The organism is Pseudomonas sp. TWI929 (assembly GCF_039673335.1).
In the GTDB taxonomy this organism is placed as follows: Bacteria; Pseudomonadota; Gammaproteobacteria; order Pseudomonadales; family Pseudomonadaceae; genus Aquipseudomonas.
In genome coordinates this window covers 118,278-132,094 of the sequence record NZ_JBDJLK010000002.1, presented here as the reverse complement: position 1 = coordinate 132,094, position 13,817 = coordinate 118,278, and the positions used below count along the sequence as shown (strand labels likewise).

At 62.5% G+C, this 13,817-nt stretch carries 11 protein-coding genes; 3 read left to right on the top strand and 8 right to left on the bottom strand.

The features are described from left to right. Nucleotides 1–21: 21 nt before the first annotated feature. Nucleotides 22–2,052 carry an ATP-binding protein gene (locus ABE456_RS01990; RefSeq protein WP_346642484.1) on the top strand — a complete coding sequence of 677 codons (2,031 nt, stop codon included), beginning with the start codon at nucleotides 22–24 and terminating at the stop codon, nucleotides 2,050–2,052. A gap of 1 nt (nucleotide 2,053) precedes the next feature. Beyond that, nucleotides 2,054–2,620: a cob(I)yrinic acid a,c-diamide adenosyltransferase gene (locus ABE456_RS01985; RefSeq protein ID WP_346642483.1), complete on the top strand. Its 567-nt coding sequence runs from the start codon at nucleotides 2,054–2,056 to the stop codon at nucleotides 2,618–2,620. Between the two features lie 39 nt (nucleotides 2,621–2,659). On the opposite strand, the gene ABE456_RS01980 is transcribed toward ABE456_RS01985, so the two are convergent. The 4 genes from ABE456_RS01980 to secA all read right to left on the bottom strand — a co-directional run bounded on the left by ABE456_RS01980 (nucleotide 2,660) and on the right by secA (nucleotide 8,497). Further along, complete coding sequence (locus ABE456_RS01980; RefSeq protein WP_346642482.1) at nucleotides 2,660–3,604, bottom strand: Nudix family hydrolase; 945 nt, start codon at nucleotides 3,602–3,604, stop codon at nucleotides 2,660–2,662. After that, nucleotides 3,601–4,233 carry a glutathione S-transferase family protein gene (locus tag ABE456_RS01975; RefSeq protein ID WP_346642481.1) on the bottom strand — a complete coding sequence of 211 codons (633 nt, stop codon included), beginning with the start codon at nucleotides 4,231–4,233 and terminating at the stop codon, nucleotides 3,601–3,603. The genes ABE456_RS01980 and ABE456_RS01975 overlap by 4 nt, the downstream gene beginning before the upstream one ends. A 139-nt stretch (nucleotides 4,234–4,372) precedes the next feature. Next, a complete protein-coding gene (gene argJ / locus ABE456_RS01970; RefSeq protein WP_346642480.1) occupies nucleotides 4,373–5,590 on the bottom strand; it encodes a bifunctional glutamate N-acetyltransferase/amino-acid acetyltransferase ArgJ in 1,218 nt (405 codons plus the stop codon). Between the two features lie 171 nt (nucleotides 5,591–5,761). Beyond that, entirely contained in the window at nucleotides 5,762–8,497 is a 2,736-nt protein-coding gene (secA, locus tag ABE456_RS01965; RefSeq protein ID WP_346642479.1) for a preprotein translocase subunit SecA, read from the bottom strand. 390 nt (nucleotides 8,498–8,887) lie between these two features. Between secA and ABE456_RS01960 the strand changes: the two genes are divergently transcribed. Further along, nucleotides 8,888–9,343, top strand: coding sequence for a DciA family protein (locus ABE456_RS01960; RefSeq protein ID WP_346642478.1), 456 nt, complete (start codon nucleotides 8,888–8,890; stop codon nucleotides 9,341–9,343). Nucleotides 9,344–9,390: 47 nt separating this feature from the next. Here ABE456_RS01960 and lpxC read toward each other — a convergent pair whose 3' ends face one another. From lpxC to ABE456_RS01940, 4 genes are all read right to left on the bottom strand, one after another. Beyond that, nucleotides 9,391–10,302, bottom strand: a complete 912-nt coding sequence (gene lpxC / locus ABE456_RS01955; protein WP_112250319.1) for a UDP-3-O-acyl-N-acetylglucosamine deacetylase — start codon at nucleotides 10,300–10,302, stop codon at nucleotides 9,391–9,393. A gap of 112 nt (nucleotides 10,303–10,414) precedes the next feature. Beyond that, complete coding sequence (ftsZ, locus tag ABE456_RS01950) at nucleotides 10,415–11,611, bottom strand: cell division protein FtsZ (RefSeq protein WP_003260772.1); 1,197 nt, start codon at nucleotides 11,609–11,611, stop codon at nucleotides 10,415–10,417. Between the two features lie 55 nt (nucleotides 11,612–11,666). Beyond that, a complete protein-coding gene (gene ftsA, locus ABE456_RS01945) occupies nucleotides 11,667–12,929 on the bottom strand; it encodes a cell division protein FtsA (RefSeq protein WP_264311699.1) in 1,263 nt (420 codons plus the stop codon). A 14-nt stretch (nucleotides 12,930–12,943) separates the two neighbouring features. Further along, nucleotides 12,944–13,813 (bottom strand): cell division protein FtsQ/DivIB, encoded by an 870-nt coding sequence (locus ABE456_RS01940; RefSeq protein ID WP_012274056.1) that lies wholly within the window; start codon nucleotides 13,811–13,813, stop codon nucleotides 12,944–12,946. Nucleotides 13,814–13,817: the final 4 nt, after the last annotated feature.

Below are 13,817 nucleotides of genomic sequence, written 5' to 3'. Positions count from 1 at the left end.
GATACGGACATTGCCTAGCTCATGACCTTGCGCCAACGCCTGGAAAACCTCCCGGTCGGGCAGAAGCTGCTGGCGGCCCTGCTGGTGTTGCTGGTGACCATCCTGCTGGTCGCCAACCTCACATTCATCAGCGCGGCCTACTGGATCACCCAGGAAAGCATGGCGCCCCAAGCGCTGCAGACCATCGGCCGGCTGGTGGCCAACCCGCAGTTGTCAGCCCGCGCTGGCGACACCCCGGAAACCGCCAGTGCGCTGCTCAAGGAGCTGGACAGCTACACACCGCTGCGCGCCGCCGCCATCTACGGTGGCGACGGCCGCATGCTGGCGCAGTTGCAGCACGGCGAGCCGCTGGCCCTACCCAAGCGTTTTCGCAACATCGACGGCTGGCGCCTGATGGAGTTTCGCAGCACCCAGCTGATCCGCATGCCGCGCGATGCCAACCCGCCGGCGCACCTGCTGCTGGTGGCCAGCAGCGAACTGCCCACAGCCTTTTACACCGGCACCCTCAGCGCCAGCCTGGGCATCCTGGTGTTCAGCATTTTGCTGTGGATCGTCGTCGCCCGACAGATCAAGCGCCTGATCACCCAGCCGATCAACCAGCTTGAAGAACTCAGCCGCCAGGTCACCCGCGAAGAAAGCTATGCCCTGCGCGCCCAGCGCGGCAACGACGACGAAATCGGCAGCCTCGCCGAGGCCTTCAACACCATGCTTTCGCGTATCGAAGCCCGCGAGCAGCAGCTCAAGCGCACCCGCGACGAATTCCAGGATGCCTATGACCAGGCCCAAGGCCTGGCCGAAGAAACCCGCCACACCAACCGCAAGCTAGAACTGGAAGTCCAGGTTCGCAGCAAGATCGAGAAAAAGCTCACCGGCTTCCAGAACTACCTCAACAGCATCATCGACTCCATGCCCTCGGCGCTGATCGCCCTCGACGAACAGCTCTACGTGACCCAATGGAACCACGAAGCCACGGTGCTTTCCGGCACGCCCTTGGACGAAGCGCTGAACCAGCCGATCTTCATCGCCTTCGAGCCGCTCAAGCCGTTTTTGCCACAACTGAAGGAAACCGTGGAAAAACACCGGGTGGCGAAGATCGAGCGGGTCACCTGGCCCAAGGGCGAAGACCTGCGCCACTACGCCCTGACCTTCTACCCGCTGACCGGTGGTGGTGGCCGTGGCGTGGTCATCCGCATCGACGACATCACCCAGCGCCTGTCGCTGGAAGAAATGATGGTGCAGTCGGAAAAAATGCTCTCGGTCGGCGGCCTGGCTGCCGGCATGGCCCACGAAATCAACAACCCGCTGGGCGCCATCCTGCACAACGTGCAAAACATCCGCCGGCGCCTGTCGCCAGACCTGCCGCGCAATCAGGAGCAGGCCGAAGAGCTGGACATCGACCTGCCCACGGTCAACCGCTACCTGGAAAGCCGCGAAGTACCGCAACTGCTCGATGGCATCCAGCAGGCCGGTGCCCGGGCGGCGAAAATCGTCACCCACATGCTCAGTTTCAGCCGCCGCAGCAACCGCCAGCTGGTGCCCTGTGACCTGCCGGCACTGATCGACCAGGCAGTGGAAATTGCCGGCAACGACTTCGACCTGGCCATCGGCTTCGACTTCAAGGGCCAGGCCATCGTGCGCCAGTTCGACCCCCTGCTGGGGCAAGTGCCCTGTACTGCCAACGAACTGGAACAGGTGTTGCTCAACCTGCTGAAAAACGCGGCCCAAGCCATCCACCTGCGGCAACAGCCCAGCGAGCCCGGGCGTATCACCCTGCGCACCCGGCTGAATCCGCCATGGGCGGAAATCCAGGTCGAGGACAACGGCGTCGGCATGCCTGAGGGGGTGCGCAAGCGCACCTTCGAGCCGTTCTTCACCACCAAGGAAATCGGCCAGGGCACCGGGCTGGGCCTGTCGGTCTCGTACTTCATCATCACCAACAACCACAAGGGGCAGATGGAAGTGCAGTCCGCGCCCGGCCAGGGCACCTGCTTCACCCTGCGCCTGCCCCTCGGCCAGCCGGCACCGACGGCGCCGACAGAAATGGAGAAATAACATGGGCTACCGCCTGTCGAAGATCTACACCCGCACCGGCGACAAGGGCGAAACCGGCCTGGGCGACGGGCGCCGGGTACCCAAGGACCACCCACGGGTCGAAGCAATTGGCGAGGTAGACAGCCTGAACAGCCAGTTGGGCTTGCTGCTGGCGGGGCTGGCCGAACAAGGCCTGGAGGAAGTGAGCACGGTGTTGGCACCCTGTCAGCACCGCCTGTTCGACCTGGGTGGCGAGCTGGCGATGCCCAGCTACCAGGCGCTGAACCTGGCGGAGGTGGAGCGCCTGGAGGCAGCCATCGATGTGTGGAACGAGGAGCTGGGGCCGTTGAAGAACTTCATTCTGCCCAGTGGGTCGATGCTAGTGGCGCAGGCGCATGTATGCCGCAGCCTGGCGCGTAGTGCCGAGCGGCGGTGTCAGCAGTTGAATGCGGTGGAGCCGCTGGAGGGGGTTGGCTTGGCGTACATCAACCGGCTTTCCGATCTGCTGTTTGTGGCGGCGCGGATCATTGGGCGGCGGCAAGGAGTGGCTGAGGTTTTGTGGCAGCCTGCTGATAAGCCTAAGGGCTGATAATTTTGGGGCTGCTTTGCAGCCCCAATTAAAGCCGACTCAAATCTCAGGCCAGAACGCGCGGATCCCGGCCACACCCTGCGCCCCGGCATCCCAGGCCTGCACGCGCTCACTCGGCCCTACTCCACCCAGCAGATAAACCGGCTTGTTGAACCCGGCAATCAAACGCTGTGCTTCATCCCAGCCCAGCGGCACCGCGTCGGGATGGGTCTGGGTAGCCTGCACCGGTGACAGCGTGACAAAGTCCACGTCCATCTGCTCGGCCAACGCCAGCTCCTCGGCACTATGGCAGGACGCCGCCAGCCAGCGCTCCTTGGGGAACGGCCGCCCTCTGGCCGCGTACTTGCGCAGTTGCGCAGCCGTCAGGTGCCAGCCGGCGGACGGGAAATCACCCAGCCATTCCAGCGGCCCCTTGAGCATCAGCTGCGCCTTGCCCGCACACAGCCCGACCGCATCCACTGCCACATCGCGATACTTGGGGTCGTACATATCCGGGGCACGCAACTGGATCAGGCGTATGCCGCTGGCCACCGCCTTCTGGATACCCTTGAGCATCTGCGGCACTTCCAGGCCATCCGGGGTGATCAGGTACTGGTCCGGCAGGCGCGCGGCAGCCACGATCGGCTTGTTGGCCTCGGGGAATTCATATTGCGGCAAATCGCGCGGTGCCACCCATTCCAACGGCTGGCCTTCGGCGCCATGCGGCTCGCCGGTGAACGTGTCTACTTCGCGCACGTCCAGCAGCACCTGCTTGTCCGGGTAGTCGTGGCTGACCTTGATCAGCGCACGCGAACGACTCACCTCGATGCCCAGCTCTTCCCGCAGTTCACGGGCCAGCGCCGCTTCGACGCTTTCGCCCTCTTCCACCTTGCCACCAGGGAACTCCCACAGGCCGCCTTGGTGCTGGGTATCGGCACGCCGTGCGATCAGAATGCGCCCATCAGTACCACGAATGACCGCGGCGACTACATGAATCCGTTTCACACTTCACGCTCCGCCAGGCCAGCTTGCTGCCAGGCCTTGAAGGCTGGCCACTGGTAAATGGTCTCGATGTACGCAGCCGCCTCGGCCGGAACTTCCACGCGGTAGGTGCGCAGGCGCACGGCCACCGGGGCGAAGAAGGCATCGGCCAGGCTCGGCTTGCCGAACAGGAACGGACCGATGTCCTTGGCCACCAGGCGGCATTCGGACCACAGCGCGATGATACGGTCGATATCGATCTGTACGTCCAGCGGCAGGTTGTCCAGCGCCTGGTCGCGCGACAGGTCGAACGGCATGGCACCGCGCAGGGCGAAGAAGCCGCTGTGCATCTGCGCGCAGGCCGAGCGGGCCTGGGCACGGGCCGCCACGTCGGCAGGCCACAGCTGGGCCTCGGGGTGGCGTTCGTTGAGGTATTCGGCGATTGCCAAAGAATCGGCGATCACACCGTGCTCGGTCTTGAGCAGCGGTACTTTGCCGGTGGCGGAATAAGCGAGGATGCGCTGACGGGTGTCAGGCTGGTTGAGTTTGATCAGCGATTCTTCGTAGGGCACACCGGCCAGTTCGACGGCCAGGGCGCCACGCAGCGACCAGGAGGAATACAGCTTGTCGCCGATGATCAGGTGATAGCTCATGGTTCGGCTCCATCGGTTTGGATTTTTTGGGGCTGCTTTGCAGCCCATCGCGACGCAAGGCCGCTCCTACAGATACAGCGCGAACTCATGTAGGAGCGGCCTTGTGTCGCGATCGGGCCGCACAGCGGCCCCAGTTACATCAGGTACGGTATTCGGCGTTGATCTTCACGTACTCGTGGGACAGGTCGGTAGTCCAGATGGTTTCGCTGCACTGGCCACGGCCCAGCTCGATACGGATGGTGATTTCTTCCTGGGCCATCACTGCCGAACCCTGCGCTTCGGTGTAGCTCGGGCTGCGGCCGCCCTGGCTGGCGATGCAGACGCTGTCCAGGTACACGTCAATCAGGCTCACATCCAGCTCTGGCACGCCGGCACGGCCAACAGCAGCCAGGATACGGCCCCAGTTAGGGTCGGAGGCGAACAGTGCGGTCTTGATCAGTGGCGAGTGGGCCACAGCGTAACCGACGTCCAGGCATTCCTGGTGGTTGCCACCACCGTTGACCTGCACGGTAACGAACTTGGTCGCGCCTTCGCCGTCACGGACGATGGCCTGGGCCACTTCCATGCACACTTCGAACACGGCCTTTTTCAGCGCTTCGAACAGCGCGCCGCTGGCTTCGGTGACTTCCGGCAGGTTGGCTTTGCCGGTAGCGATCAGCATGCAGCAGTCGTTGGTCGAGGTGTCACCATCGATGGTGATACGGTTGAACGACTTGTTGGCGCCGTCCAGCATCAGGTCCTTGAGCACCGCCGGGGCGACTTTGGCGTCGGTAGCGATGTAACCGAGCATGGTGGCCATGTTCGGGCGGATCATCCCTGCACCCTTGCTGATGCCGGTGACGGTAACGGTCACGCCATCGTGCTGGAACTGGCGGCTGGCGCCTTTAGGCAGGGTGTCGGTGGTCATGATGCCGGTGGCGGCTTCAGCCCAGTGGTTTTCCGACAGGTTGTCGAGGGCGGCCTGCAGCGCGCCTTCGATCTTCTCGACCGGCAGGGGCTCGCCGATCACACCAGTGGAGAACGGCAGTACCGACTCGGCCGGCACGCCGGCCAGTTCGGCCAGCTTGGCGCAGGTACGCTCGGCGGCAACCAGGCCTGGCGCACCGGTACCGGCGTTGGCGTTACCGGTGTTGGTCAGCAGGTAGCGCACTGTGCCCTGTACACGCTGCTTGGACAGGATCACTGGCGCTGCACAGAAGGCGTTGAGGGTGAACACACCAGCCACGCTGGAGCCTTCGGCACAGCGCATGACCACCACATCCTTGCGCCCCGGGCGCTTGATGCCGGCAGAAGCGATGCCGAGTTCAAAACCCGGAACCGGGTGCAGGGTGGGCAAAGGACCAAGACCAACAGCCATTAGAGCGCTCCTAGAAAATACGGTTGATATCGAAAAGCGGGGCCGCTTCGCGCCCCATCGCGACACAAGGCCGCTCCCACAGGGACTGCGCAGCATTGTGGCTGTGCACTATCCCTGTGGGAGCGGCCTTGTGTCGCGATAGGGCCGCGAAGCGGCCCCATTCAGGTCAGATCACTCGATCTGCCCGTGGCAATGCTTGAACTTCTTGCCCGAACCACACCAGCACGGCTCGTTGCGGCCCAGCTTCTGGTCGTTACGAACCGGCGCGGCGGCGACGGCTACCTCAGCGCCCTCCTCGCTTAGCTGCTCGCTCTCCAGGCCCGGGGCAGCGGCATGCTGGAACTGCATGCGGCTGGCCAGCTCTTCGGCCTCGCGGCGCAGGCGAGCTTCTTCTTCGGCCGGGTCTTCGCGGCGAACCTGAACGTGCGACAGCACGCGGATGGTGTCGCGCTTGATCGACTCGAGCAGCTCCTGGAACAGGCTGAAGGATTCGCGCTTGTACTCCTGCTTCGGGTTCTTCTGCGCATAGCCACGCAGGTGAATACCGTGACGCAGGTGGTCCATGGTCGACAGGTGGTCTTTCCACAGGTCGTCCAGCACGCGCAGCAGGATCTGCTTCTCGAAGGTACGCAGGGCTTCGATACCCGCCTGGTCTTCCTTCTCGGTGTAGGCAGTGGTGATCTCGCTCAGCAGCTTCTCGCGCAGGGTCTCTTCGTAGAGGTGATCGTCCTCGTCGAGCCACTGCTGGATCGGCAGCTTCATGGCGAAATCGCTGGCCAGCGAAGCTTCCAGGCCGGCCACGTCCCACTGCTCTGGCAGCGACTGCGGCGGAATGTGCTGGCTGATGGTAGCGTCCAGCACTTCCTGGCGGAATTCGACGATGGTGTCGCCGATGTTCTCGGCGGCCAACAGGCTGTTGCGCATGTGGTAAATCACTTTGCGCTGCTCGTTGGCCACATCATCGTATTCGAGCAATTGTTTACGGATGTCGAAGTTGCGGCCTTCAACCTTGCGCTGGGCCTTCTCGATAGCGTTGGTGACCATGCGGTGTTCGATGGCCTCGCCCGACTGCATGCCCAGTGCCTTCATGAAGTTCTTCACCCGGTCAGAGGCGAAGATACGCATCAGGCTGTCTTCCAGCGACAGGTAGAAGCGGCTGGAACCCGGGTCACCCTGACGACCGGAACGGCCACGCAGCTGGTTGTCGATACGGCGCGATTCGTGGCGCTCGGAAGCGATTACGTGCAGGCCACCGGCCTCGATCACCTGCTGATGACGCTTCTGCCAGTCGGCCTTGATCTGGGCAATCTGCTCGGCGGTCGGGTTTTCCAGGGCGGCCACTTCGGCTTCCCAGTTACCACCCAACAGGATGTCGGTACCACGGCCAGCCATGTTGGTGGCGATGGTCAGCGCACCCGGGGCACCGGCTTGCGCGATGATCTCGGCTTCCTTCTCGTGGTACTTGGCGTTCAGCACCTTGTGGTCGATACCTTCCTTCTTCAGCAGGTTCGACATGTGCTCGGAGGTTTCGATGGTTGCGGTACCCACCAGGATCGGCCGGCCCTGCTTCATGCTTTCCTTGATGTCGGCGATGATCGCGGCGTATTTCTCGTCGGCGGTCAGGTACACCAGGTCGTTGAAGTCTTTACGCGCCAGAGGTTTGTTCGGCGGAATGACCATCACGTTGAGGGCGTAGATCGACTGGAACTCGAACGCTTCGGTGTCGGCAGTACCGGTCATGCCGGACAGCTTGGTGTAGAGGCGGAAGTAGTTCTGGAAGGTGGTCGAAGCCAGGGTCTGGCTCTCGGCCTGGATGTTCAGGTTTTCTTTCGCCTCGATCGCCTGGTGCAGGCCTTCGGACAGGCGACGGCCTGGCATGGTGCGGCCGGTGTGCTCGTCGATCAGCAGGACCTGGCCGTCCTGGACGATGTACTCGATGTTGCGGTGGAACAGCTTGTGCGCACGCAGGCCTGCGTAGACATGCGTCAGCAAACCCAGGTTGTGCGCGGAGTACAAGCTTTCGCCTTCAGCCAGCAGCCCGGATTGGGTAAGCATTTCTTCGATGAACTGGTGACCGGCTTCATTCAGTTCGACCTGACGGCTCTTCTCGTCAATGGTGAAGTGGCCTTCCTGGGTGACCTGGCCTTCGACCTCTTCGATGTGCTGGGTCAGGCGCGGGATCAGGCGGTTGATCTCAATGTACAGCTTGGAGCTGTCCTCGGCCTGGCCGGAAATGATCAGCGGGGTACGCGCTTCGTCGATGAGGATGGAGTCGACTTCGTCGATCACGGCGAAGTTCAGTTCACGCTGGAACTTCTCTTCCTGGCTGAACGCCATGTTGTCGCGCAGGTAGTCGAAGCCGAATTCGTTGTTGGTGCCGTAGGTGATGTCGGACGCATAGGCGGCACGCTTTTCCTCTGGCGGCTGGAAGGCCGAAACGATGCCCACGGACAGACCGAGGAACTCGTACAGCGGGCGCATCCAGTTGGCGTCGCGGCGGGCCAGGTAGTCGTTGACGGTGACCACGTGCACACCCTTGCCGGACAGTGCGTTGAGGTACACGGCCAGGGTACCGACCAAGGTCTTGCCTTCACCGGTGCGCATTTCTGCGATCATACCCTCGTGCAGGGTCATGCCGCCGATCAACTGCACGTCGAAGTGGCGCATGCCCATTACGCGCTTGCCGGCCTCGCGGGCCACGGCGAAGGCTTCGGGCAGCAATTGGTCCAGTGTCTCGCCTTTGGCCAGGCGCTCCTTGAACTCTGCGGTCTTGCCACGCAGTTGCTCGTCGGAGAGGGCCACCATCTTCTCTTCGAGAGCATTGACGATGTTCACCGTCTTGAGCATGCGTTTGACTTCACGCTCGTTCTTGCTTCCAAAAAGTTTCTTTAACAAAGGCGCAAACATATTGGCAGGATCTTCCACACGTAGGGATGGAGGGCGGCCCCATGAGTCGCCCGTGCAGCCCTAAGGCCGCATGCGAACGAGCATTCTACCCGGAAACGATGGTGAGGAAAGTGGTGGATTTCCACGATGCTTTTACAGCGTTTTGGCGGGGGCTTGTTTTAGATAGGGGCATTTTCCCTGAGTTCAAGGCTTGGCAACATGAAAGGTATCGAGAATTAGTCTTATCTTTAGATGCCTGTGCTGGCCTCTTCGCGGGCACGCCCGCTCCCACAGGATCACTACAGACCCGAATCTTGTAGAATACCTGTGGGAGCGGGCATGCCCGCGAAGAAGCCGGTGCAGGCTATAGAGGTGTTAAACTGCTGGTCTTGTAACCTCATGCATATACCCATGGCCTACAAACCCTCCCCCGCCCAACCACCCTCGGCCCTGCTACGCCAGGTGCGCCCACTGCGCTTGCTGCTGAACCAGGCCGAACGCCTGGAGCATTTGCAGCGCCTACTGGAAAGCCAGCTGCAACCGGCCGCCCGCGAGCACTGCCACGTAGCGTCGTGGCGTGATGGAACCCTGTTGCTGGTGGTGACCGACGGCCACTGGGCAACGCGCCTGCGTTACCAGCAGAAGCGCTTGCTGGCGGCGTTACAGGCCATGGAAGCCTTCGGCAACCTCAGGCGCATCCTGTACAAGGTCCAGCCGCCGCTGGTGCCGGCCAAGCGCAGCGGGCATGCCGCCGAGCTGTCGAACAGCGCCGCCGAAAGCCTGCGCGACACTGCGCAGGGCATCACCGACCCCAGGCTGCGCGCAGCGCTGGAACGGTTGGCCGCCCACGCTCAGGGCAAGCCATAAAAAAGGCCACCCGAAGGTGGCCTTAATGAACTAGAGAGTGTTCGAACTTACACGGCCGCAACAGGGCGCATGTACGAGATCGGTGCCGTGCTGGCATCTTCGAAGGTGACCACTTCCCAGGCATCGGTTTCGGCAATCAGCTTGCGCAGCAGCTGGTTGTTCAGCGCGTGGCCGGACTTGAAGCCCTTGAACTCGCCGATCAGGCTGTTGCCCAGCAGGTAGAGGTCGCCGATGGCATCGAGGATCTTGTGCTTGACGAATTCGTCTTCGTAACGAAGGCCGTCTTCATTGAGCACGCCGTCCTCATCGACCACGATGGCGTTCTCGACACTGCCACCCAGCGCAAGGTTGTGCTTGCGCAGGTACTCGATATCACGCATGAAGCCGAAAGTACGCGCGCGGCTGACTTCCTTCACGAACGAGGTGCTGGAGAAGTCGACGCTGGCGCTCTGGGTCCGGTTGCGAAGCACCGGATGATCGAAGTCGATCTCGAAGCTCACCTTGAAACCGTCGAAAGGCAGGAAAGTGGCGCGCTTGTCGCCCTCTTCCACGGTTACCTCACGCAGGATGCGGATGAACTTCTTGGCTGCGTCCTGTTCTTCCAGGCCGGCAGACTGAATCAGGAATACAAAAGGTCCGGCGCTGCCATCCATGATCGGCACTTCCGAGGCGGAGAGCTCGACGTAGGCGTTATCGATGCCCAGGCCCGCCATGGCGGAGAGCAGGTGCTCGACCGTATCGACCTTGACGTCACCGTTGACCAGCGTCGTCGACATGGTTGTCTCGCCGACGTTGGCCGCACGCGCAGGGATTTCGACCACAGGGTCGAGGTCGGCGCGGCGGAAGACGATGCCGGTGTCAACAGGTGCAGGCTTGAGGGTCAGGTAGACCTTCTCACCGGAGTGCAGACCGACACCTGTGGCACGGATGGTATTCTTCAGGGTGCGTTGTTTAATCATGGCATTGGCCGCTTCAGCGCAAATTGCGAACAGGTATCAACAAAGGCTGGGGATGATAACAGACCCAACCTTTGATGAATACCAATCACCTTTATACCCCTGATAAATTCCATTAATCAGCCTGACGACGCAGGAATGCCGGGATATCGAGGTAGTCCAGGTCATCCTGAGGGTTCAGTTTAGCGGCTGCAGCAGCACCTGCATGGGCCTGGTTGCGCATGACAGTCGGGCGCTCCAGGTCACGGTAGTTGACCGCTGGCTGTTCCTGGCGAACCGGCGCCGGGTTGGACGCTTCGTACACCTGCTGAGCGGTCTGCAGGGTGTTGTCCACCACCTTCACAGGCTTCTCGATGCGCGCGCCCAGACCAGTGGCCACCACGGTAACGTGCAGCTCGTCGCGCATGTCCGGGTCGATCACGGTGCCGACCTTGACCATGGCATGGTCGGAGGCAAAGGCTTCGATGATGCTACCCACGTCGGAGTACTCACCCAGCGACAGGTCCGGGCCTGCGGTGATGTTCACCAGGATGCCGCGGGCGCCCTGCAGGTTGACGTCTTCCAGCAGCGGGTTGCGGATGGCCGCTTCAGTGGCTTCACGCGCACGGTTCGGGCCGCTGGCGCAGCCAGTACCCATCATCGCCATGCCCATTTCGCCCATCACGGTGCGCACGTCGGCGAAGTCGACGTTGATCATGCCAGGGCGCTTGATGATGTCGGAAATACCGCGTACAGCGCCGGCCAGCACGTCGTCGGCCTTGGCGAAGGCGGACAGCAGGCTGGCATCCTTGCCCAGGATGGTCAGCAGCTTTTCGTTGGGGATGGTGATGAGCGAGTCGACGCTCTCAGCCAGCATGCGGATGCCTTCATCGGCGATCTGCATACGTTTGCGGCCTTCGAACGGGAACGGACGGGTCACCACTGCAACAGTGAGGATGCCCATTTCCTTGGCCACTTCGGCGATGATCGGCGCCGCGCCGGTACCAGTACCGCCGCCCATGCCGGTGGTGATGAACACCATGTTGGTGCCCTGCAGCACCTCGGCGATGCGCTCACGGTCCTCCAGTGCGGCCTGACGGCCGACTTCTGGATTGGCACCGGCACCCAGCCCCTTGGTCACGCCGGTACCCAGTTGCAGGATGGTGCGTGCGCCAATGTTTTTCAGCGCCTGAGCATCGGTGTTGGCGCAGATGAACTCGACGCCTTCGATGCTGCTCTTCACCATGTGGTTGACGGCGTTGCCGCCGCCACCGCCAACGCCGATCACCTTGATGACCGGGCTTTGCGGGACGTTGTCTACGAGCTCGAACATTTTCCCTCTCCTTACAGTTCTCTAGTTGTTGCGCCTACCACTACTGCTTTGAAACTTAGAAGTTGCCCTGGACCCACCGCTTGAAGCGTTCAAGCACTGGGGCCTTCGGTTCATCGCCATAGCTGTTGTTGCTGCTGTTGCTGTTACCGGTCAGGACCATGTCCTCGGACTGCTTGAGCAGGCCGTAGGTGAGCAAGCCCACGCCGGTGGAATAGATCGGGTTGCGAACCACGTCGCTCAGCCCCCGAACGCTGTGCGGTACGCCCAGGCGTACCGGCATGTGGAAGATTTCCTCGGCCAGTTCCACGGCGCCTTCCATCTTCGCGGTGCCGCCGGTAAGGACGATGCCGGCTGGCACCAGGTCCTCGTAGCCGCTGCGGCGCAGTTCGGCCTGGATCAGGGTGAAGAGCTCGTCGTAACGCGGCTCCACTACCTCGGCCAGGGCCTGGCGCGAAAGCTCGCGCGGTGGGCGGTCGCCCACGCTCGGCACCTTGATGGTTTCGCCGGCGCCAGCCAGTTTGGCCAGGGCGCAGGCATAGCGGATCTTGATTTCTTCGGCGTACTGGGTGGGGGTACGCAGGGCCATGGCGATGTCGTTGGTCACCTGGTCGCCGGCAATCGGGATCACTGCGGTGTGACGGATCGCGCCCTCGGTGAAGATGGCGATGTCGGTGGTACCGCCACCGATGTCCACCAGGCATACGCCCAGCTCTTTTTCATCGTCGGTCAGCACCGAGTAGGCCGAGGCCAACTGTTCGAGGATGATGTCGTCGATTTCCAGGCCGCAACGGCGTACGCACTTCTCGATGTTCTGCGCCGCGTTGACCGCGCAGGTGACCACGTGGACCTTGGCTTCCAGGCGCACGCCGGACATGCCCAGCGGCTCGCGCACGCCTTCCTGGTTATCGATCACGTAGTCCTGCGGCAGGGTGTGCAGCACGCGCTGGTCGGCCGGAATCGCCACGGCCTGGGCGGCGTCGAGCACACGCTCCAGGTCAGCCAGGCTGACCTCGCGGTCGCGGATGGCGACGATGCCGTGGGAGTTAAGGCTGCGGATGTGATTGCCGGCCACGCCAACAAAGGCCGAGTGAATGCGGCAGCCGGCCATCAGCTGCGCTTCTTCAACGGCGCGCTGGATCGACTGCACGGTGGACTCGATGTTCACCACCACGCCTTTTTTCAGGCCGCGGGACGGATGGGTACCGATCCCGACGATTTCCAGGGTGCCGTCTTCGCCCACTTCGCCGACCAGCGCCACCACCTTGGAGGTGCCAATGTCCAGCCCGACGATCATTTTGCCGCTATGCGCGTTTGCCATGGTCCTGCCTCTCTCTAATTCTTCGCAACGGCGGGTTGGGCCGTCGTCGGTGCAATCGGTTCCCGCCAACCAACGGCAAGTCCGTTGGAATAACGCAGATCAATGCGGGCGATAGTGGTGATCTGGTCTTTGAGTGTCTTGTCGTATATGGCAATGAAACGGCGCATCTTCTCCACCAGATGGTCGCGCCCCAGCAGCAGCTCGATGCCCGGCCCAGCGCTGCTCGCGCCAGTGGTCAGGAACCAGCTGCCTCGCTCGCGCAGCTCCAGGCGAGCGATGGAAAAGCCCAGGGGGCGCAGCATCTGGCTCAATACCTGATACTGCTGCATGACTTGTTGCTGAGCACGCTGCGGCCCGGCCAGCTGCGGCAGGTGCTCGTAGTTGGCCAGTTCGCGCGGGGTGAAGGCCTGGCCCTGGTTGTTGAGCAAGGCTTCGTCACCCCAGCGTGCCACCGGCAGCTGTTCTTCCAGGCGGATCACCACCTCGTCAGGCCACACCCGGCGCACTTCGGCGTGGGCGATCCATGGCATCTGCTCAAGCTCCGCACGCATCGCCGGCAGGTCGACACTGAAGAAGCTCGCCGCCACGTAGGGCGCGATACGCTGCTGTACCGACTGCTGGCTGATGTAGCTGAGGTCACCCTGCACGTCGATCTTGGTGATCGGCCGGTCGGCATAAGGCATCAGGCGAATGGCACCCTCATAGGCACCAAAGCCGGCCGCCACCAGCAGCACCGGCCACAGCAGGCGCTTGAGGCCGCCCAGGCTTGGCCGCGGCAGGCGCGCCGATACGGGCTCGTCGGCCACCAGCCTGCTGGCACCACGCGGCACCGGCTTGCTGCGGCCGGTAACGGGTTGCTGCTGACGTATCATCGCGCCTTGCATGGCT